At 60.2% G+C, this 20,899-nt stretch carries 19 protein-coding genes and 1 tRNA gene; 8 read left to right on the top strand and 12 right to left on the bottom strand.

All coding sequences use genetic code 11. The annotated features are described in order from the left end of the window. Positions 1–162: 162 nt before the first annotated feature. Positions 163–236 (top strand) — tRNA-Arg (locus BN5935_RS00510). Between the two features lie 264 nt (positions 237–500). Here the strand turns inward: BN5935_RS00510 and BN5935_RS00505 are convergent. The 9 genes from BN5935_RS00505 to lptB form a co-directional block, all read right to left on the bottom strand. After that, positions 501–1,826 carry a sensor histidine kinase gene (locus BN5935_RS00505; RefSeq protein ID WP_064974356.1) on the bottom strand — a complete coding sequence of 442 codons (1,326 nt, stop codon included), beginning with the start codon at positions 1,824–1,826 and terminating at the stop codon, positions 501–503. Then, the gene (locus tag BN5935_RS00500; RefSeq protein ID WP_235820959.1) at positions 1,823–3,865 is read right to left on the bottom strand and encodes a sensor histidine kinase; all 2,043 of its coding nucleotides are present in this window, start codon (positions 3,863–3,865) and stop codon (positions 1,823–1,825) included. Before BN5935_RS00500 ends, BN5935_RS00505 begins: the two co-directional genes overlap by 4 nt. A gap of 141 nt (positions 3,866–4,006) precedes the next feature. Then, on the bottom strand, positions 4,007–4,387 hold the full coding sequence (locus BN5935_RS00495) for a response regulator (protein ID WP_064974355.1): 381 nt from the start codon (positions 4,385–4,387) through the stop codon (positions 4,007–4,009). Positions 4,388–4,443: 56 nt separating this feature from the next. Then, positions 4,444–6,171, bottom strand: a complete 1,728-nt coding sequence (locus BN5935_RS00490; protein ID WP_064974354.1) for a M23 family metallopeptidase — start codon at positions 6,169–6,171, stop codon at positions 4,444–4,446. Then, positions 6,156–6,668 (bottom strand): regulatory protein RecX, encoded by a 513-nt coding sequence (locus BN5935_RS00485; protein ID WP_064976772.1) that lies wholly within the window; start codon positions 6,666–6,668, stop codon positions 6,156–6,158. Before BN5935_RS00485 ends, BN5935_RS00490 begins: the two co-directional genes overlap by 16 nt. Then, positions 6,650–7,489, bottom strand: a complete 840-nt coding sequence (gene prmC / locus BN5935_RS00480) for a peptide chain release factor N(5)-glutamine methyltransferase (RefSeq protein WP_064974353.1) — start codon at positions 7,487–7,489, stop codon at positions 6,650–6,652. The genes BN5935_RS00485 and prmC overlap by 19 nt, the downstream gene beginning before the upstream one ends. After that, positions 7,489–8,463: a chorismate synthase gene (locus BN5935_RS00475; protein WP_064974352.1), complete on the bottom strand. Its 975-nt coding sequence runs from the start codon at positions 8,461–8,463 to the stop codon at positions 7,489–7,491. Before BN5935_RS00475 ends, prmC begins: the two co-directional genes overlap by 1 nt. Before the next feature lie 12 nt (positions 8,464–8,475). Continuing rightward, the gene (gene aroA, locus BN5935_RS00470) at positions 8,476–9,720 is read right to left on the bottom strand and encodes a 3-phosphoshikimate 1-carboxyvinyltransferase (RefSeq protein WP_064974351.1); all 1,245 of its coding nucleotides are present in this window, start codon (positions 9,718–9,720) and stop codon (positions 8,476–8,478) included. Positions 9,721–9,722: 2 nt separating this feature from the next. Continuing rightward, on the bottom strand, positions 9,723–10,517 hold the full coding sequence (gene lptB, locus BN5935_RS00465) for an LPS export ABC transporter ATP-binding protein (protein ID WP_064974350.1): 795 nt from the start codon (positions 10,515–10,517) through the stop codon (positions 9,723–9,725). 109 nt (positions 10,518–10,626) lie between these two features. Between lptB and recQ the strand changes: the two genes are divergently transcribed. The 4 genes from recQ to BN5935_RS00445 all read left to right on the top strand — a co-directional run bounded on the left by recQ (position 10,627) and on the right by BN5935_RS00445 (position 13,680). Next, positions 10,627–12,819 carry a DNA helicase RecQ gene (gene recQ, locus BN5935_RS00460; protein WP_064974349.1) on the top strand — a complete coding sequence of 731 codons (2,193 nt, stop codon included), beginning with the start codon at positions 10,627–10,629 and terminating at the stop codon, positions 12,817–12,819. Positions 12,820–13,019: 200 nt separating this feature from the next. Beyond that, the gene (locus BN5935_RS00455) at positions 13,020–13,238 is read left to right on the top strand and encodes a hypothetical protein (protein ID WP_064974348.1); all 219 of its coding nucleotides are present in this window, start codon (positions 13,020–13,022) and stop codon (positions 13,236–13,238) included. Positions 13,239–13,241: 3 nt separating this feature from the next. Further along, positions 13,242–13,439, top strand: a complete 198-nt coding sequence (locus tag BN5935_RS00450; RefSeq protein ID WP_064974347.1) for a hypothetical protein — start codon at positions 13,242–13,244, stop codon at positions 13,437–13,439. 1 nt (position 13,440) lies between these two features. Next, the gene (locus tag BN5935_RS00445; protein ID WP_064974346.1) at positions 13,441–13,680 is read left to right on the top strand and encodes a hypothetical protein; all 240 of its coding nucleotides are present in this window, start codon (positions 13,441–13,443) and stop codon (positions 13,678–13,680) included. A gap of 69 nt (positions 13,681–13,749) precedes the next feature. Here BN5935_RS00445 and BN5935_RS00440 read toward each other — a convergent pair whose 3' ends face one another. Further along, positions 13,750–15,060 carry a hypothetical protein gene (locus BN5935_RS00440; protein WP_064974345.1) on the bottom strand — a complete coding sequence of 437 codons (1,311 nt, stop codon included), beginning with the start codon at positions 15,058–15,060 and terminating at the stop codon, positions 13,750–13,752. Between the two features lie 125 nt (positions 15,061–15,185). On the opposite strand from BN5935_RS00440, the gene rsmA reads away from it, so the two are divergent. After that, on the top strand, positions 15,186–15,974 hold the full coding sequence (rsmA, locus tag BN5935_RS00435; RefSeq protein ID WP_064974344.1) for a 16S rRNA (adenine(1518)-N(6)/adenine(1519)-N(6))-dimethyltransferase RsmA: 789 nt from the start codon (positions 15,186–15,188) through the stop codon (positions 15,972–15,974). Here rsmA and BN5935_RS00430 read toward each other — a convergent pair. Then, the gene (locus BN5935_RS00430; protein ID WP_064974343.1) at positions 15,943–17,211 is read right to left on the bottom strand and encodes a M16 family metallopeptidase; all 1,269 of its coding nucleotides are present in this window, start codon (positions 17,209–17,211) and stop codon (positions 15,943–15,945) included. The genes rsmA and BN5935_RS00430 overlap by 32 nt on opposite strands. Beyond that, positions 17,208–18,446 carry a M16 family metallopeptidase gene (locus BN5935_RS00425; RefSeq protein ID WP_064974342.1) on the bottom strand — a complete coding sequence of 413 codons (1,239 nt, stop codon included), beginning with the start codon at positions 18,444–18,446 and terminating at the stop codon, positions 17,208–17,210. Before BN5935_RS00425 ends, BN5935_RS00430 begins: the two co-directional genes overlap by 4 nt. A gap of 102 nt (positions 18,447–18,548) precedes the next feature. Between BN5935_RS00425 and BN5935_RS15280 the strand changes: the two genes are divergently transcribed. Together BN5935_RS15280 and BN5935_RS00420 are read left to right on the top strand one after the other, a co-directional pair. Further along, positions 18,549–18,725 (top strand): hypothetical protein, encoded by a 177-nt coding sequence (locus BN5935_RS15280; protein WP_162272048.1) that lies wholly within the window; start codon positions 18,549–18,551, stop codon positions 18,723–18,725. 326 nt (positions 18,726–19,051) lie between these two features. Next, on the top strand, positions 19,052–20,659 hold the full coding sequence (locus BN5935_RS00420; RefSeq protein WP_064974341.1) for a DUF4932 domain-containing protein: 1,608 nt from the start codon (positions 19,052–19,054) through the stop codon (positions 20,657–20,659). The last annotated feature ends 240 nt before the right edge of the window (positions 20,660–20,899 follow it).

The following is a 20,899-nucleotide window of genomic DNA, read 5'->3' as shown; positions in this document are numbered from 1 at the left end:
AAAAAAGCCCGCAGTGCAAAAGTCCCGGAGGTCTGATGTTGAAATGTGAAGGGAAAAGGTCAATATAAGAAATGTACCGGCATCTATTTTTTGTGATTAATCACAAGCATATTTTTGTAGTTGCTCCGAAATTTCTTACTTTTGCAGCGTCATTTTAACGATGGTCTCGTAGCTCAGTTGGATAGAGCAACGGCCTTCTAAGCCGTCGGTCGCGCGTTCGAACCGCGCCGAGATCACTTCTCGATGGGCGATTTTCATGCTATATGAAGATCGCTCTTATTTTTCTGACAACACATAAATATGGGGTAGAAGGGCGCTCATGGCTGTTTTTTATTTGTTTGTGATTAATCACAAGACTTTGAAAATTCGCATGGACTATATACAACACAGTGCGGAACCCTGTGGCGGCTGCAGTCGGCTGAGTTGAGCTATACCTTCAACGGGTCGAAGCTCAAACAGACCGGCATCGAAATTCGGTCCCTCCCTTTTTATTTGGTCAGTTATTTGCGCGGCAGGGTTGCCACCACGCGCGTACCGCCGGTGTAGTCGGGGTCGATCTGGATTTCGCCGCCCAGATGGCCGACGATCAGGCGGCAGAGGTACAACCCCAGTCCGTTGCCCTGACTGAAGGTGTCGAGTTTGGTGAAACGTTCGAAGACGTAGTCGTACTGCTCGGGCGGGATGCCGCATCCGGTGTCCGTGACGGTGATGCGGAAATGCTCCTCATCCCTGCTGCATTCGAGGCTAATCTGTCCCTGCCGGGTGAATTTGTGCGCGTTGCCGAGCAGTGCCGCGATGAGGATAGTGAGGTATTTCTCGCTCGAGATTGCCGCGACCGGCTCTACGGGAATCCCGTCGACATAGGTCACGCCGGCTTTGGGGAAGCGGACCTTCATCACCCGCAGTTGCGTGCGGCACAGGGCGCAGATGTCCAGATAGTCGCACGGCAGCGGTTCGGTGAGATTCTCGAGGTAGGAGACCTCGAGCAGGTCGTCGAACAGATAGCGCAACTGGCGGCGGCTCTCCTGAATGATCTCGCAGTATTGTGCGTGGGCTTCGGGCAGCACCTCCTCCGTGGAGAGCAGCTCCGAGAACCCCGTGATGCTGTTGAGCGGCGTGCGCACCTCGTGGCAGATCGAATTGATGAAATCCGCCTTCTTCGCCTCGCTTTCGTGTACATGCTGCATTTGTTGCAGCAATTCGCGCTGAAGCCGCTGGGTGCGGCGGTTTCCGGCGTAGATGAACCCGATTCCCGCCCCGATCGCTGCGAGCAGCAGAGCCAGCGAGATGAGGGCCGTCTTGTGGTGGTGGGCCGTGAGCAGTGCCTTGTCGAGTTCCAGCCGGTCCAGTTCGTACGAAGCCTGCATTTCGCGCAGCGTCTGGCTCTGCTCGAGGTGCATGACCGAATCCCGGACTTTCACGGCCCGGTCGAAAGCCGCGCAAGCCTCGGCGTCGCGGTGCAGAAGGTGGAGCATCCGGGCGCGCTTCTGATAGCCTCCCGTGAAAGTCACGCCCGGGATGGGGTGGTGTTCGGCCATGTGGATCAGCGAATCGGTATAGGCCAGCGCCCGCTCGTATTCGCCCTGCTCGACGGCCTTGGCGTAGGTTTCACGATAGCTGCGGATGCGGGCCATGGTCAGTCGGTCCCGGCGGATCGATTCGATGAACTGGCTGGGCAGGAAGAGGTGTATCCCGGGAGTTCCTCCGAATGCGCTGTCACCGTCCCGGGGCGCCCACGGCTGTGAGGCGGCCGGATGCGGTCCGGCCGTCAGGGCCAGCAGCAGCAACGCGGCTGCGGCGAACGTATGTCGGATGCGCCCGGTCATGGTTTCAGCGGAATTGTGAAGATGAATCGGGCTCCTTTCGTATAGCTTGTGTCGAGGCGTATCGAACCCGCGAGATGTTCGGCGATCATGCGGCAGAGCGCGAGACTCAGGCCGCGCGATTCGGACGAGGTGTCGGTCAGCGGACTGAACAGCTCCTCCCGTCGCTCGGGCGGGATTCCGCAGCCGGTGTCGGTGACCTGTACGCGGAGCTCATTGGCCGCGGCGTCGGTTTCGTAACTGAGCGTGATGCGCCCTTTGCTGGTGAATTTGCGGGCGTTGTCGAGCAGCGCGCGGACCACCAGTGCGAAATATTTGGGATGCGTCGGGACGATGCACGCTTCTCCCGGGGTTTCGATCGTGTATTCGATATCCTGCCCCTGTCGGAGACGGTGGGCGGAGATCAGTTCCGCACGGCACAGCCGGTCGATGTCCACCGGTTCGACCCGGAGTCGTTCGGTCAGGCTGTCGAGACTGGCGGCTTCGAGCATGTTGTCGAGCGTCGAGAGCAGCAGGTCGGTGTTTTCCCGGATCGCCTTGAGCAGCGGCATCCGGTCGGTGACGGGGGCTTCGGTGGTCATTACCGCATGTGCCGTCTGGTCGATGGCTCCCAGCGGCGGCCCGATGCGGCGGCAGATCGTGTTGACGAAGATCGACTTCATGTGCTCGCTCTCCTGCGCCTTGAGGGCGTGGCGGGCGATGTCGGCCTGCAGGCGGCGGTTGCGGCGCAGTGCGACGGCGAAATAGACGCCCGTGCCGAGCAGCAGAACGCCGAGGGCTATGAACGAGATGAGCGCCGCCATGCGGTTGCGGATCACGGCGTGGGTCTCGGCGAGTTTCAGGCGGTCCATGTCATGGCGCAGGCGGATGGTCTCGCTCCGTTCGAGCTGTTCGGCATTGAAGATCGAGTCCTGTACCTCCCGGGTACGCTCGTAAGCGGCGTATGACTCCTCGTGACGCCCCGCACGGGCCAGCATCAGGCTCCGGTCGCGGTGAACTTGGTAAATCTTCGAGGAATTCATGCGGAAGTAGCCCTTGCCCTGACCGATCATCGTGATCAGCGAGTCGCAGTAGAGGATGCCCTGCGCATAGTCGCCCCGGATGCCTTTCCAGAGATACCCCAATTCATAGAGATAGGTCTTGTTGCGCAGCAGGTTCTCCCCGTCGGCATTCAGCATGCGCTGGCGGAACTGTTCGAAATGCATCTCTGTCAGGTCGTTGCGTCCGATGTTGAGCGTACAGCGGATCAACTGCCGGAAGGGGTTCACATAACTGTTGTCCCGGTAGAGGTAGGGGCGGCGGCCCAGCCGGTCTTCCCCGGCATAGTAGGCGTCGAGCATGCCGATGTAGTCCGAGGTCAGCTTCACCTGTTTGTCGTAGCGTCTGGCTTGATTGTAAGCGCCGCTGAGGACGTAGTAGACGAGACTGGCGAAATTGTGCCGGACGAGCAGGTCGGGCATCCGGCGGGTGAGTTCGAAGGCCTCTTCCCAGATCCCGGTCTGGGGAATGTAGGCGCGTCCGTTTTTCTTTTCGTAGAATTCGATCGTCACCCCGGCGTGGCCTTTCAGCACGAGCCGCTTGACCCGGTGGAAACCGTTGTCCGGATGTGCCGCGTCGTCGTCGCACCATTTGCGGATGGCGTGGGCCAGCCGCAGTGCCTTCTCGCGGTCGTATTCATTGCGCAGGCGGTAGAATCCCACGCTCATCTGGGCATAGGCGTCCATGCCCTCCTCGGGGGTTCCGGGGGTCAGCTCCCGCAATTTCGAAATGCAATAACGGAGCGAGTCCTCCTTTTCGGGGTAGGGGGCGTATTGGGCGATGACGGGCACCACGGACACGGCCATGGCGTAGGTGTCGCCGACGGCGGCCGCCTCGCGGAAAAGCTGGATCGAATAAGCCAGATTGAGGTTCGAATCCTCGTTGACATCTTTCAGATTGAGAAGCAACTGCACGCGGGCTTCGGGATCGGCCGTGGCGGCCAGCGCCTGCTGGAGGCTGTCGGATAATTGACGCTGCGCCCGAGCACCCGGGACGGAGCACATCAGGACGCATATCACGAAGAATATGTGCCGGAAAAAATACATTTGCTGGGACGACGCTTTTGCGGATGCTAAAGTACTAAAAAAAACAGACCGGACAAATTTCCGGTCTGTTTTTCAGGAAAAAATAACTTTTCGAAAAAGCTATTTGAGGTATTTGTCGAGATACATTTTCAGTTCGCGCGGCATGACGGGCTTGGTGATGAATCCGTTGCAGCCTGCCTCCTCGGCGATGCGCCGGTCGGTGTCGAATGCATAGGCCGTCTGCATGATGACGGGCAGTTCGGTCGTGTGGAGGCGAATCTCCTTCAGGGCCTCGATGCCGTCCATCACGGGCATCTTGATATCCATCAGCACGGCGTCGGGATGCTCTGCGAGAGCGTACTCCACCGCCTCCTTGCCGTTCTTGGCCCACAGCAGGTTGTACTCCTTCTTGAGTATTATTTCCAGCAGTTTGTAGTTGCTTTCGACATCTTCCGCAATCAGGATCAGCGGCTTACGCTCCGATGTATTGTTGTCTGTCATTTCTGTTGATATTGCTATTACTGCAAATATAGGAAATATTTTGCAATCCCCGCTCATTACCGGTAAAATATGCCCCTGAAATGTGCTGTATTGCCGCATCCGTCTCTTACCGAGAGCTGTACCTCGTGTTTGCGGCGTGTCGCCGGATTGCCGAAGAAATGGACGAGCGTACCCTTTACGGGGAACCGGTCGCAGGGGACCCATTCTCCGTCGATGCGGAGCGTCCACGCGGCGATGCCCGAGAAATTGTCGGCGACGCGGAATCGCAGACCCTCGGCTTTCGAGAGGTCGGCGCCCTCGGTGAAAAGGGGCCGGATCGAGGGCGGGAGCGTGTCGGCCACTACGGTCAGGTCGCCCGTGGCGTAAGTCGTGGCCGTCACGGCACCGTTCGCATAGGTGCCTCCGACATGGGCCAGCCGGCCTTGGCGGTTTCGCACGGCCAGCACGGTCTGCAACTGCAACGGCCGCGGCACATGGGTGCGGATAGTGACCGCCGCGGCATGCCGCAGGGGTGTCTCGGGACTGAGGAACCGGTAGGCGGGCGAGAGCACCACGACGCCCGAATCGGCCTGCGGGGCCTCCCGGCGTTCGGGTTTTGCGAAGACGGGTTCATAGAGCGTCCCCTCGGGGATGCTGATTCGGGCCTCGCGGCCGACCTGCAGGAGCGACGTCCGGTCGGGGTACACGGCGACGGCCGCCGTGTCGGGCTCGGCCCGGAAACTCTCCGAACGTCCGCGGATCGTAAATTCCAGCGCCGAGCGGTTGCCGCAGTCGTCTTCGGCCTCGATGCGGATGCGCCGCTGCTGCCCTTCGGCCGTGCGCACCAAGCCGCGCTCCTCCATCGTGGGGAAGAAACAATCGGGCGCACCGGCCAGCCGGGCGAGGCGGATCACCTCGTTGCGTGAACCGAGTTGGAGCGGATAGCAGCTCACGGCGTCGCAGCAGCGCGACAGGTCGTGGGTGAAGCCGTCCATGCGGTATTCGAAGTAGGGGATGCCGTCGGCCGAAGCCGTGACGCGCCAGATGCCGAACGTGTTGTTCACGCCGTTGCGGCGGTCGGTGACCTCGGCCACGAAATAACCCTTGCGCCCCACGCCTACGGGCTCCTCGCGCGTCAGACGGTAACGGCCTTCGGCCTCGCGGACCACGGCGTAGCTCTCCATGCGGCTGCGGACCGGAACACCTTGCAGGGTGTCCACCTCGACGTAATGCAGGCGCATGATGCGGGGCGGGAGGTTGTCCTCGGGGCGGATGACGCCCTCGCGGACGACGTTGTAGAGCCGTTGGGTCGGGGTGTCGCGGATTTCGAAATGGAGGTGCGGGCCCATCGACGAGCCGCTGTTGCCCGAGAATCCGATCACGTCGCCCTGCTTCACGGGCCACGCTTCGGGGCCGAACCAGAGATTGACGCCGTTTGCCCGGCGTGCCGTGCGCTCCTGCCAGACATGCTCTTCGATGTCGTCGCGGAAACGCTGCAAGTGGCCGTAAACGGCCGTCGTACCGTTGCGCAGCGTGAGGTAGACGGCCCGGCCGTAACCGCCCGCCGCAAGGCTCACGCGCGAGACATAGCCGTCGGCCACGGCCACGAGGGGCTTGCCCTCCGCGCCGTCGGTCTTGATGTCGATGCCGGCGTGGAAATGCGCCGGACGCATCTCGCCGAAGTTGGCCGCGTAGAGCCGCGCCACATCGCGTATGGGATAAATGTAATCGCCGGGATCGAGCCGCTGGGCCTGTGCCCCCGTGTCGATCGCGGCAAACAGCAGAAAAGCTAAAAGTCGTCGCATGTATCTGTCTCCCTCACCATTGCCGAAGCGGTCTCGATCACCGCCTCGTATTCATATCCGAGCGATAGCCCGTAGCGTATCAATTTGGTTTTCAAATCATAGGGCGTGGCGGCCTTCACCGTCCGCGCCTTGCGGGCGAGCATCTGCGCGAGGCGCTGGCCCATGTCCGTGCCCCCGGCCTGCGCCAATGCCGCGTCGACCAGCTCTTTGCGGATGCCCTTGCGTTGCAGCGCCGTGCGGATCTTGTACGCGCCCCAGCCGCTCAGCCGCAGTTTCTCGCGCACGAAGGCCTCGGCATAACGGCTGTCGTCGATGAAGCGGTCGCGGACCAGTTTTCCGAGCACCTGTTCGGCATCCCGGTCGGCCAGCCCCCAGCCGCGCATCAGCCGCCGGGCGTCGCTCTCCGACTTCTCGGCCCGGGCGCAGAGCCGCATCAGCGCGGCGAGCGCCTGTTCCGGGGTCTTGTCGCGTCTCTTTTTCAGTTCAGCCGGCTGCATACCATGCGGGGTTTATCGAAAAGGTCCCTGAGGACCGTGATGTCGGTGTATCGTTCGTCGCCGAGCATGCGGACCACCTCGTCCGCGGCATGTTCGTAAATCTCGAACCAGAGCCGTCCGCCGGGCGCCAGCATTTGCCGTCCGGCCTGCGCGATGGCGCGGTAGAAGCGGATGCGGTCGTCGTCCGGGACGAACAGCGCCACAGCGGGTTCGTGGTCGCGGACATTGGGGTGCATGGCCGCGCGGTCGCTTTCGGGAACGTAGGGCGGATTCGAGACGATCACGTCGAAACGCTCCGGAAAGACCTCCGCCAGTCCCCTCAGCGCATCGGCCTTGCGGAGCGTGACCCGGGCGCCCAGCGTCCGGAAATTCTCCGCGGCGACGGCCAGCGCGTCGTCCGAAATATCGGCGGCGAAAACCTCCGCTTCGGGAAGCCCCAGCGCCAGCGACGCCGCGATGCAGCCGCTCCCGGTCCCCACGTCCAGCAGTTTTCCACCCCCGCGCTCGCTCCGCAGGATATGATCGACCAGCTCCTCGGTCTCGGGACGCGGAATCAGCACCCCTTCGCGCACGGCGAAACGGCGGCCGCAGAATTCGGTGTGTCCGACGACATATTGCAGCGGTTTTCCCGTAATGAGTTGTGCCTCTGCTTCCGCCAGCCCTTCGACGGCGAGTTCCGCCCCGGGGTCGGTCAGCAGGGCCGACAGCGGGAGTCCGGCGAGTTCCGCAACGGCGTTGCGGGCGATGGCGCGGGCTTCGCGCTCCCCGTAGAGGGGCACGAGGCGTTCGGTCAGGCGGTCGACGGTCTCGCGGCGGGTCATCAGCGGATGAAGTTGGCCAAAGCGATCGCCACGGCGGCTTCTATGACCACCGCGCCGCGCAGGGCGACGCAGACGTCGTGGCGGCCGCGGATTTCCAGCGGCTCCACCCGGTCGGTCGCCTCGTTGTAGGTCATCTGTTCGCGGCTGATGCTCGGCGTGGGTTTCAGCGCTGCGCGAACCACGATCTCGTTGCTGTTGGTGATGCCGCCGTTGATGCCGCCGGCATGATTCGTCGCGGTGGTTCCCCCGGCGTCGGTGAAGCAGTCGTTGTTCTCGGAGCCGCGCAGACGCGCACTTGCGAACCCGCTGCCGAACTCCACCCCCTTGACCGCCGGAACGGCGAACAGCAGGTGGGCGATCATGCTCTCGGCCGAGTCGAAGAACGGCTCTCCCAGCCCCGCGGGAACACCCTGCACGCGGCATTCGACCACGCCGCCTACCGAATCGCGGTCGGCTGTCGCCGCACGCAGCACTTCGTCGAAGCGGGCCGGGTCGGTGCATCCGCCGATCTCGGTGAGCCGTGTGGCGAAACGTACGCCCGCGGGCAGCAGTTTCTTGGCCACGACGCCCGCGGCCACCAGCCCCAGCGTGAGGCGGGCCGAAAAGTGGCCTCCGCCGCGCGGGTCGTTGAACCCGCCGAATTTATGGTGCGCCACCAAGTCGGCGTGCGAGGGCCGGTAGTGGCGCACGACGTTGGAGTAGTCCTGCGACTGGGTGTTGGTGTTGGCGAATTCGACGGTCAGCGGGGCGCCCGTCGTGCGGCCGTTGTAGATGCCCGAGACAATCTGCGGCAGGTCGGGTTCGCGGCGCGGCGTGGTCCCGGGGGCTCCGCTGCGGCGGCGTGCGAGGTCCTCGGCGAAATCCGCCTCCGAGAGGGGGATTCCGGCCGGGACGCCGTCCATCGAGACGCCGATCTGCGCCCCATGCGACTCACCCCAGATGGTGAGCCGGAAATTTTGTCCGAATTGGTTCATGGGCAACGGGTTTTAATACCGGATGTGTTCGAGGTCCTCGAAAAATCCGGGATAGCTTTTGGCGACGCTCTCGGCACCCTCGATGGTGATCTCGCCGTCCGCGCGCAGCGCAGCGACGGCCAGCGACATGGCCATGCGGTGGTCGCCGTGGCTCCGCGTGCGCGCTCCGTGGGCCTGTCCGCCGCGAATGCGCATCAGGTCCTCCTCCGAGGTGTCGACCTCGATGCCCAGCTTGGCGTATTCGTCGCGGATGGCTTGGGCGCGGTTGCACTCCTTGTATTCGAGGCGCGACGTGCCGCGGATTTCGCTCACGCCGTCGGCCGCCGCGGCGAGCGCGGCGAGTGCCGGAAAGAGGTCGGGGCAGTTGGTGGCGTCGAACTCGAAGGCGCGGAGCGGACGGTGCTGGACCGTCACCGAATCCGGTTCGTTGATGACCGCCGCCCCGGCGCGCACCAGCGCCGTGCAGATGGCTGTGTCGGCCTGCTTGGAGAGCATCGAGACGTTGCGCACGGTGACCTCTCCGGCCGTGGCGCCCGCCACCAGCAGCATCGCCGCGGCGCTCCAGTCGCCCTCGATGCTGAAATAGGTCGAGCGGTAGTGCTGGCGCCCCGGGATGTAGAACTCCTCGTAGTCGCGCTGGCTGATCTCCACGCCGAAACGGGCCGCCGTGTCGAGCGTCATATCTAAATAAGGTGTCGACACCGCGCCCTGTACGCGCAGCGTCGTGTCTTGTCTGGCTTTGGGCAGGGCCAGCAGCAGCCCCGTGATGAACTGCGACGAGACCGATCCGTCGACCTCGACCTCCCCGCCGCGGATCGGGCCGCAGACCTCGATCGGCAGGAAGCCGTCGTTGTCGCGGACCCGCACGCCCAGCCGGCGCAGGGGTTCGAGCATCATCCCCATCGGGCGGCGCAATAACGAATCGCGCCCCTCGATGACGATGGGCGTGGAGCAGAGCGATGCCAGAGGGGTGAAAAGACGTGTCGCGAGCCCCGACTCGCCGACATTGAGCACTTTGACCTTGGGGGCGAGTCCGCCCTCGATGGAGAGCGTCGTGGGGTCCGCCTGACGGACCCGGGCGCCCAGCGCCTCGATGCAGCGCAGGGCCGAGCGGGTGTCGTCGCAGAATTCGAGGTTGCGCAGTACCGAGACCTCCTCCGAGAGCAGCGCCGCCGCGAGGGCGCGCTGGGCATAACTTTTCGAACAGGGCGGCGTCAGTGTGCCTTTGACGCGGCCCGGGCCAGCCGTTTTGTCCATAATTACTCCTTTGTCTCCTGTCCTATGCGGTTTTTCATCTCCTGTGTCAGTTGGTGGCTCTTCTTGAGCTCGAAATGCTGTCCCAAGTAGACCTTGCGGACCATCGGGTCGGCGGCCAGCTCCTCGGCCGTACCGGTTTTGAGGATCTTGCCCTCGTAAAGCAGGTAGGTGCGGTCGGTGATGGCCAGCGTCTCGTCGACGTTGTGGTCGGTGATGATGACGCCGATATTCTTGTGCTTGAGCGTCGCCACGATCGACTGGATGTCCTCCACGGCGATCGGGTCCACGCCGGCGAACGGTTCGTCCAAAAGGATGAAGGCCGGGTTGATGGCCACCGCGCGGGCGATCTCCGTGCGTCGGCGCTCACCGCCCGAGAGCTGGATGCCGAGGCTCTTGCGCACCTTTTGCAGGCGGAACTCCTCGATCAGCGCCTCGACCCGTTCGGCCTGATACTCCTTCGAGAAAGTGGTCATCTCGAGCACCGCGCGGATGTTGTCCTCGACCGAGAGGCGGCGGAACACCGACGCCTCCTGAGCCAGATAGCCCACGCCCAACTGGGCGCGGCGGTAGACCGGGTAGTCGGTCAGCTCGGTGGTCTGCCCTTCGTCGCTCTCGAGGAAGATGCGTCCCTCGTTGGGCTTGATGAGCCCCACGATCATGTAGAACGTGGTGGTCTTGCCGGCTCCGTTGGGGCCGAGCAGTCCGACGATCTCGCCTTGGTTGACGTCGATCGACACATGGTCCACGACCGTGCGGGCCTTGTATTTTTTTACGAGTTCACTGGTGTAAAGACGCATTGCGTATCGGCGATAAAATTTTCTACAAAGTTATGCTTTTTTCCGAAATGTTTTTTATCTTTACATTGAATTTTCCGATTTTAAAGCATTAAATCACATAAACGGCGAAATGAAACAATTCGATTCATCCCTGTTGCACGACAAGCTGAAGGAGTATTTCGGCTTCTCGTCGTTCAAAGGGAATCAGGAAGCGGTGATCCGCAACGTGCTGGAGGGCAATGATACCTTCGTGCTGATGCCTACGGGCGGCGGCAAGTCGTTGTGCTATCAGTTGCCGGCGCTTCTGATGGACGGGGTCGCCATCGTTATCTCGCCGCTGATCGCCCTGATGAAGAATCAGGTCGACGCGATGCGCACGTTCTCGGCCGAGTCGGGGATCGCGCACTTCCTCAATTCGTCGCTCAACAAGACCGCCGTGGCGCAGGTCCGCGCCGACGTGCTCGCCGGGAAGACCAAACTGCTCTATTTCGCTCCCGAGTCGCTCACCAAGGAGGACAACGTGGCGTTCCTGCATAAAATCAAGGTATCGTTCTACGCCATCGACGAGGCGCACTGCATCTCGGAGTGGGGCCACGATTTCCGTCCCGAGTACCGCCGCATCCGCCCGATCATCAACGAGATCGGCACCGCGCCGCTGATCGCCCTCACGGCTACGGCCACGCCCAAGGTGCAGTTGGACATCCAGAAGAATCTGGGCATGTCCGACGCTTCGGTCTTCAAATCGTCGTTCAACCGGGCGAACCTCTACTACGAGATCCGCCCCAAACGCAACGTCGACCGCGACATCATCCGCTTCATCAAGCAGAACGAGGGCAAGAGCGGCATCATCTACTGCCTGAGCCGCAAGAAGGTCGAGGAGCTCACCGAACTGCTCGTCGCCAACGGTATCCGTGCGCTGGCTTATCATGCCGGTATGGACGCTTCGACCCGCGCCGCCAATCAGGACGATTTCCTGATGGAGCGCGTCGAGGTGATCGTCGCCACGATCGCCTTCGGCATGGGCATCGACAAACCCGACGTGCGTTATGTCATTCACTACGACATTCCCAAATCACTGGAGGGGTATTATCAGGAGACGGGCCGCGCCGGCCGTGACGGCGGCGAGGGCTACTGCCTGACCTTTTACAGCTACAAGGATATCCAGAAACTCGAGAAGTTCATGCAGGGCAAGCCCATCGCCGAGCAGGAGATCGGCAAACTGCTGCTGCTCGAGACAGTCTCCTATGCCGAGAGTTCGATGTGCCGCCGCAAGACGCTGCTGCACTATTTCGGCGAGGACTACACCGAGGACAACTGCGGCAACTGCGACAACTGCCGCAATCCGAAGCCGAAGGTCGACGCCAAGGCGGCGTTGAAGATGGCCCTCGAGGCCCTGCGCGACATCGGCGACAAGTTCAAGGCCGACTACCTCGTCAACGTGCTGGTGGGCAAGACCACGGCGCTTATCAAGAGTTACGGCCACAACAAGTCGAAATGGTTCGGCGCCGGTGCCGAGCACGACGCCCGGTTCTGGGGTGCGGTGCTGCGTCAGGCGCTGATTCTGGGACTCGTGGACAAGAATATCGAGAACTACGGTCTTATTTCGATCAACAAGAAGGGCGAGGGCTATATCGCCCTGCCGTTCCCGGTGACCGTGACCCTCGACCACGACTACGACGAGGAGGAGAAGGAATCGGAGTCCGTGGCTCCGATGGGCAAGGGCGGCGCCGCCGACGAAGAGTTGTTCTCGATGCTCAAAGACCTGCGCAAGAAGGTGGCCAAGCAGCACGGGCTGCCGCCGTTCGTCATCTTTCAGGACCCGTCGCTGGAGGACATGGCCGTACAGTATCCGATCACCTTCGAGGAGATGCAGAACATCACGGGCGTGGGTGTGGGCAAGGCCCGCAAGTTCGGCGAGGAGTTCATCAAGCTCATCAAAGCCTACGTCGAGGAGAAGGAGATCATCCGTCCGCAGGACATGATCGTCAAGGGCGTGGCCAGCAAGTCGGGCAACAAAATCTTCATCATCCAGTCGATCGACCGCAAGATGGATTTCGAGGATATCGCCCGGGCCAAGGACCTCGATTTCGACGAACTGCTCACCGAGATCGAAGGCATTGTCAACTCGGGAACGAAACTCGATATCTCCTATTACCTGAAAGGGTTTATGGACGAGGACAAGATCGAGGATATCTACCTCTACTTCAAGGAGGATGCCGAGAGCGATTCGCTCGACATGGCCATCGAGGAGCTGGGGGCCGACTATACCGAGGAGGAGATACGCCTCGTGCGCATTAAGTTCATGTGCGAACAGGGCAACTGATTTTTGATTTTACAGGGCATTTTCCGCACTTCGTTTGCGGCCCGAAACAGTCACATACTTATGTATGCTCCTGCTTCGGTCCACATCCCGAAGCCCGAAACCGCTCCTCCAAAATCAAAAATAAATGGAACGGGGTTGGTACTTTTGGTGCCGGGATAGCAAGAGATGTAACTAACCGATATAACCTAATTATGACGCCTATGAACAAGAAGACTTTTACGCTTGCCCTGATGTTTCTGGTGGTGACGATTGCGTGGCTCGGTGTCAATATCTACTGGGCCCTGAACCGTCAGAACAATGTGTTCGATATGGTTGTGGCGCTGTTGTTCGTCGCGGCCGGTATCGGAATGGTTTACAATGAGTGCAAAAAGAAAAAATGCCGGCATCTCGACGAGATCAACCGGCACAAGATTCCGTAGCCTATGTGTGTGATAGACCGGTTTCAGGCGATCATGGCCGCAGTTTTCTTCGTCGGGGCAGTCGCCGCAGCGTGGCGTGTGGCCGTTGCCGACGGCGGGGACATCTGGTATGTCCCGCTGGTGCTGGCCGTCGCTTCGGCCATGATGACCCTCGGGGCGCTCCGGCACCGGAAAAAGCAACATGTTCAAAACGAGGATTGATATGAAGACCAACCTTATGCAGCTTGTGCGGCTGGTGGCAATGGTGCTGGCTATCGCGGGCATCATCTATGCCTTGGAGTTCATGGATCGCGGCATCGCCGTGTGGTTCTGGGTCACGCTTTTGGGCGTGGGGTTCGTGGGTCTGCTCTACACGTTCCGCCTGACGCAGCGTCGTGCGGCCCGTGCCCGGCGCGAACAGCAGCGCCTTGAAAAGAAACGCAGCCGCCGTTCGAAGCGCTGAGGGACGGACTGCTGCCGGAAACAGAACGAATCCGCCGGACGATCTCATGTCGTCCGGCGGATTCGTGCGTTAATTCTGGATGGAGGAGAGTATCCCGTTTTCGAAGTAGAGGTAACTGCCCAGCCCGTAGACCCATTGCTCGTGCACGCCCCAGCTTCCCGACGAGCGGTTGATGTCCTCGGGCGACCCCCACGCCTCGCGGCACATCTCGCGGGTCATCCCGAGCCGCACCTGACGCCCGAGGATCAGCTCGGCGTCACGCTTGCCGTATTTCCTGTAAAGCATCGCTTTGCGCTCCTGCTGTTCTTTCTCTTGCCGGATGCGGGCCTCTTCGCGCTGCCGTTCCGCTTCGGCGCGTTGGGCATACACCGCCTCGGAGGGCGTGAGTTCCAATTCTTCCACGATGGCCTGCTGACTTGACAGCATGTATCCGTCGACGCCGAAAGGCGCGGGGTAGCGGGTGAGCGGAATGTAGATCTGCACGCCGTCCTCCTTCTTCTCGAAGACGAACGACGGCACGGCGTAACCCGTTCCGTCACCGATCAGCCGCACGTCCGAGCAGTGCATCTCGGTGTCGAACCGCAGGATGTCCTCTTCGCCCTCCGTCGTTTTGGCCGTCAGCCCGAACGAGGAGGTGTAGCCTTTCGCCCCGGGCTTTCGCCCCGTCAGGAAAAAATCCTTGCCGAGATACGCCGTGCGGTATTTTTCGATCAGCCCCTCGACGGCTGCCGGATAACATTCGTCCCGCAGGTTTTCCGCATCCTTTCCGCTGTGTGCGAACCAGCAGAGCACTTTGCCTGCGTCGTCGCGGAGCCGGAACATCAGCAGTTCGGAATCTTCGAGTTTGCTTTTTTCGATCCCGAGGATTTCGAAGCTCTGACCTTCGACCGCCTCCGCCGGAGTGAACCATCCGGACCGGTTTTGTCCCGAATAGTCCAGCGTGCCGATCCCTTTGGCCTCGTGCAGCGAGCAGCCGAGGGACGTTATGTCGCCGAATCTGAAGTACTTGTAATACCGGGGGCTGTACACGTCGCTGTAGACGGTGTCGATCCGGAAATCCTCCGGGCGGACCTTCCTGCGGGGTTTGCGCAGCCACACCGTGTCGACGGCGACGGCGGCAGGCTCTTCCGCGAGGAAGTTGAAATAGGCGACCGGCTTCAGGCTGGCGTGGATGTCCCGGGGATAGAAGAGGATGCGCTGCCCTTTGAGGCTCTCGTAATAGGCCGCGTCGCCGCCTACGCGGATGTTGGCCGTCGAGTCGTAAATGGCCGCCGACTTTTCCGGAGCGGCTTTGCGGGGCAGGACGGATTCGGTTCTGAGTTGGGCGGAGGCGCCTGCAACGCAGCAGACGCCTGCCAGAAGGCAGGGTAACAGTTTCATTGGCGGTAAAGGTACGAAATATTATTACCGTTGGTGCCGTAACGACACTTTTATTGAACGGCGGGTTTTGCGAAGCCGCGCGTAATCCGTTTTTTTACTACCTTTGTAGCCTATTAAACGGAATTATGACGGAAGTAAGGGCCAAAAAGGCGCTGGGGCAGCATTTTCTCACCGACCTGAACATTGCACGCAAGATTTGCGACTCGCTCTCGGGCGGAACCTCCGCCGCGCCGTGTCCGGTGCTCGAGGTGGGGTGCGGCATGGGCGTGCTGACGCAGTTTCTGCTGCGGCGGGACGACATCGTGACGTGGGGCGCCGAGATCGACTCGGAGAGCGTCGTGTACCTCCACGCCCACTATCCGGAGTTTGCGCCGCGGCTTATCGAGGGCGATTTCCTGCGGATGAACCTCCGCGAACGCTTCCCCGACGGACTGCGCATCATCGGCAATTTCCCTTACAACATTTCGTCCCAGATTTTCTTCAAGGTGTTGGAAAACCGCGACCTCGTGCCCGAGTGCGTCGGCATGATCCAGCGGGAGGTCGCCGTGCGGCTGGCCGAACCTCCCGGATCGAAGGAGTACGGCATTCTTTCGGTGCTCCTGCAGGCGTGGTACGACATCGAATACCTCTTTACGGTCAACGAAACGGTCTTCAACCCGCCCCCGAAGGTCAAGAGCGCGGTCATCCGCCTGCGCCGCAACGCCACGGAGCGCCTCGGATGCGACGAAGAACTGTTCGTCAGGGTGGTGAAAGCCTCCTTCGGCCAGCGCCGCAAGATGATCCGCAACTCGCTAAAATCCGTGTTCGGCGACTTCGGCGGCGCCGAACATCCGTTCTTCACCCGGCGTGCCGAGCAGCTTTCGGTGGCCGATTTCGTCGAACTTACGAATTGGGTTGCCGCGCACCGGCAATAACCGTCACCAAATCTTCCTTCGCCAGATATTTCCGGGCCAGTTCCTGCACGTCGGCGGGCATCATCTGCCGGATACGGCGGATGTTCTCGCCGATTGCCGTGTTGTCCGTGCCGCAGAGGATGTTCTCGATCGTCACGTCGGCGATGCCGAACGGCCCGTCGAGAATGCGCATCATCTCGCCCGTCATCATGTTCTTCACCAGTGCCAGTTCCTCTTCGGGCATCGGCTCCGTGCGCAGACGCTCGATCTCCTTGTAAATCTCCTGCAGGGCCTCCTGCGTGACATCGGTCCCGACCTGCGCCGCCACGGCGAAATAACCCTCGCGTTCGAAGTTGACCATCGCGGCCACCACGCCGTAGGTGTACCCGTGCTTTTCGCGCAGGTTCTGCATCAGCCGCGATCCGAAATAGCCGCCCAACGCCGTCGCTACGACCTGCATGCCTACGAAATCGGGATGGGGACGCGGGAACAGCAGGCGTCCCAGCCGCAGCGACGACTGCACGGCCCCGGGGTGGTCGACGAACGCCGCGTGGGTGGTCTCGGGCGCCGGGAATCGGATCGCCGTCTCGGCCTCCCCGTGGGGAAGCTGCGCAGCGAGGGCTCCGACGGCCTGCAATTCGTGCTCCCCGATGCGGCCGCTGCATACGACGAAGCAGTTCTCGGCGGTGTAGAACCGCCGGTAGAAACCAGCCACGTCGTCGCGTGTGAGCCGGTCGTATTCCGCCTCGTCCGACGAGATGCCGTAGGGGTGCTGTGCCCCGAACAGCGCCCGGGCGAAGGCTTCGCGGGCTTCGACATCGACTTTCGTGCGGTCGATCGCCAGCCGCTGTTTGCGCTTGGCGGCGTAGGTGCGCAGCTCCTCCTCGGGGAACGTGGGGCGGAGCAGGATCTCCTCCGCCACGGCGAGCGTCCGGTCGAAGAACTTCGAGAGGGTGGCGAAATTGATATAGGCGTAGTCGCGGTCGATGTTGACGTCGTACCACGAACCGTAGTAGTCGAGCTGTTCGGCGACCTCATGGGCCGACATGCTGTGCGTGCCTTCGGCAAGTAGGTTGGCGGCGGCCGATGCCGAGAAGGGGGCCTGCTGAAGGGCCGATCCGGCGCGGAAGACGAACGAGATGCGCAGCACCTCGAAATCCTCCGAAGCGAGCGTGTAGAGAGCCACGCCGTTGGGCAGCAGGGTCTTTGCGGCCTCGGCGACCTCGACCTCCGAGGGGGTTATGCGGGGTTGTGTCATTTTTTCGTGTTGTAAATGAGCGTGGAGCTGTTTTCGGGCCGGAACGTGCGGCTGCTGAACGAGCGTATCTGCTCGTCGGTGACGGCGCGGTAGAGGTCGACTTCGCGGTTGATCAGTTCGAGGTCGCCCAGCATTTCGTAAAATCCGAGGTTCATCGCCTTGTTCATCACGTTCAGTTCGCCGAACAGCGTGTTGGCTTCGAACTTGTTCTTGACCTTTTCGATCTCGTAGACGGTTGCGGGCGTCGTTTGCAGCAGGGCGATCTCCTCGCGGAACGCCGCCTCGGCCGTTTCGGGCGTGACACCCGGCAGCAACTGGCCCGTGAAGACGAACAATCCCGGATCGATATCGCCCGTGACATAGGCGTTGACGCTCGACAGCAGTTGGCGCTCTTTGACCAGATGCGTGTACAGCCGTCCTGAGTCGCCGCCCGACAGCAGGTCCGAAACCAGATCTGCGGTGTAGAAATCGGCGTCGGTGCGTCCGCCCATGTGGTAGGCCACGGTGAGGGTCGAAGCCGGCACATCGCGTTCCACCTCCTCGCGGCGCGCCTCGGTCTGCACGGGTTCCTGCGGGATCGCCACGTCGGCGGCGGGGTGGTCGGCGAGCGGTGCGAACCACTTTTCGGCCAGTTCCAGCATGCGCTCCTCCTCGATGTCCGCTGAGATCGACAGCACGGCGTTCGACGGGCGGTAGTGGGCGCGGTAGAAAGCCTCCACATCCGCCAATGTCGCCCCGGCGATGTGGTCGATGGTGAGGCCGATGGTCGCCCAGCGATAGGGGTGAACCTTGTAGGCCAGCGCCCGCAGCAGCATCGTCTGGTCGCCGTAGGGCTGGTTGAGGTAACGCTGGCGGAACTCCTCGATCACCACCTTTTTCTCGGCTTCGAATTTCGCGGGGGTGATCTCCAGCCCCTCCATGCGGTCGCTTTCGAGCCAGAGGGCCGTCTCGATGTTGTCCTTCGGGAGCGTGATGTAGAAATCCGTATAGTCGTTGTTCGTGAAGGCGTTGTTGTCGCCCGAGGCCATCTGCACCGGGAGGTCGAAATTGGGGACCTCGCGCGTGCCGCGGAACATCAGGTGTTCGAACAGATGGGCGAATCCCGTGCGTGCGGGATTCTCATTGCGCGCGCCGACCTTGTAGAGGATGTTCACGGCGGCGAGCTTCGATGCCCGGTCGCGGTTGACGACGACGGTGAGGCCGTTCGGCAGTATTTTCTTGGTGTATGGAATCATGGTTGACAAAGGTAATAAAAAGCGGAATGGCTGCAAAACCGGATTGCATTCGGTTCAGCGGGCCCTTCCGGCCGGTAAAAGTGTCGTTGCGACACCAAAGGTATGAAAAAGCAGCGGCGGGGAACACAAGTGACGCCTCATTGTTTCAGAAAAAATGGATTCGGTGACTATGAAGAAGTTTGGGATTTGGAGAATCCATCGCTCCCGCCGCTGCATGATGACATGACCGGCAGAAACGAGAAGAGTGCTGCCGACATCCGGCTCCTGTGGCTCTGGTAAGCCCTCAAACCCTTCACATCAGCACGCACCCTTGGGTACGATCCATTGTGGGTTTGCAAAAAATTTACCAGATTTCAGGAGCCCCAATACAATCGTCTTTTATATTCGATTATTTAAAGAACGGTCGCGAATATTTGACATCGCACGGACAAAGTTAATAATTTTTCCGGACATGACGACCGCCTGTCCGAAAGTCTTATTTTTACGACCGGATTTTGTGTGTTGGGCGAGTCGGATCGAGTGTTGGGGACTTAAATTTTTTCAGAGTGCCGCTCTTTTTCTCCATTTTTATAGTAACTTTACCGATAAACTAACCTGATCCTGCAATGAAACGACTTCTTCTCGCCCTGCTTGCCTCGGCCTTTCTGTTCGCGGCCAATGCCCAGACGCTGCTCCCGGTGAAGGACAGCATCGGCAAACTCACCATTTCCGTCGATCCCCGCATGGAGCTGCTCGGGGCCGTGCAAGTGGTGGCCGGATATCCGCTCAGCACCCATGATACTCCTTACAGTGACCGCGTACAAGCCCGTTTCGGTGCATTCTCCGATTCCAAGGCTGTGAAACGTATGAGGAAACCGTATCGATTCAGGATTGGCTGTGATGGGATTGCATCACAAATGCTTGTTTATTCGTTCCCGCCTGAATTGGAACAGCAGAGTCCTTATCCCGGCTATATGATAAAAGACGCAAACATAGAAAAAAGACTCCGACGATACCGAATCGCTTTGAAAAGTTTTGCTGAAGAATCCCGTTTCGGCGATTTTTGGGCGGAGAACGAGGATTTCTATTGTCGGCTTCTCAACTGGGGCAAAATGAAAGTGGGCGATCTTGATATTGTAGAATTGCTCGAATCGTATTATAATATGAAGCGGAAGAGTTACGACATTATTTTGTGTCCACTCAATGCCTATGGTCATTATGGGCCTCGGTTGTCCGATTCTACGGGTGGAGTGCATGTATATGCACTTGTTGCTGTACCCCAAAATGGGGATGGAACATTGGCGAATGACCGGCTTAATCTGCCGGACCTGCTGCTCCACGAATTCGGCCATTCGTTCGTCAACCCTTCAGTCGAATTGCATCCTGATCTGGTGGCACAGAGTAGCCGCTGTTTTGAACCGATCCGCGAGCAGATGAAAAAATGGGCTTACCATACTTGGCGGGTTTGTGTCATCGAACATCTCGTTCGGGCCGTTGAAATTCGTTTGGCTGAGGTGCTGTATGGTCCCGAAGCGGCCGAGTCCCGGCTTAGAGGTCAGGAGCAAATTCATTTTGGTTATATCCGGCCTTTGGTCGCTAAACTCCGCGAATATGAGGAGCTGCGCGATTCAACGGGTATTACGTTCGCGGACTATGTGCCGGAACTATTGCAGGTGTTCAATGAGGCGGAACTTTACAAACCTCGTTTTCAAGGACCTGCCAATGCTGTTTTTAGGGCGGCTGAGCTCGTATATGTCTATCCGACTGTGGGCGATGCTGCTTCGGAGGTAGCTGAATATGTACGCCGTATCGCGGATTGGATCAATTCCCGTTCCCGAGAGAATAATCCGCTGCGGGTCATTGCCGACAGCATAGCCCTGAAAATGCCGTTGGACAACTGTAATATCGTTTGTTACGGTACGGTGGAGAGCAATCTGCTGCTGGCCAAATACCGTTCGAAATTGCCTTTCCGGGTCGAGCCGGGAGCAATTATCGCCGATCGGAGGTACGATGATCCGGAGGTGCGCCTTATCGCCTGCATGCCCAATCCCGAAAATCCTGAACTGGGGATGGCAGTCTATACGGCTCTCGACGAGCGGCGGCTCATCGACATCAACAATGTCTTTCATGGTCCGGAAGATTTCTACATTTTCACTGACCGTGACCACATTCTTTCGCACGGTTATTTCGAAAAACGGGGTGCCGACTGGCGTTTTCCGCAACCGCAACCTTAGGCATCGCGAATTTTTAACTTCGGACATATCGCCGGGATCACGGGAAGGTGGTTCCGGCGTTTTTTTGCCGCGGCGGTGTGCGTCCCGGGGTAACGCGCTATCGGATAGCAAGTTCTTCAACTCAGTGATTCTCCGTGAGTTTACTGTTAATTGAATAACAATTCGATTGTTATTTTATTAACATTTGAAAAGGCAAATATTTACACTTTTTTGAACAAAAATAGACATCGTTTCTCGGTC

Origin of the sequence: Alistipes provencensis (genome assembly GCF_900083545.1) — a bacterium.
Classification (GTDB): Bacteria; Bacteroidota; Bacteroidia; order Bacteroidales; family Rikenellaceae; genus Alistipes; species Alistipes provencensis.
Note: the sequence above shows the minus strand (reverse complement) of the source record. Positions and strands in the feature narration are given on the sequence as shown.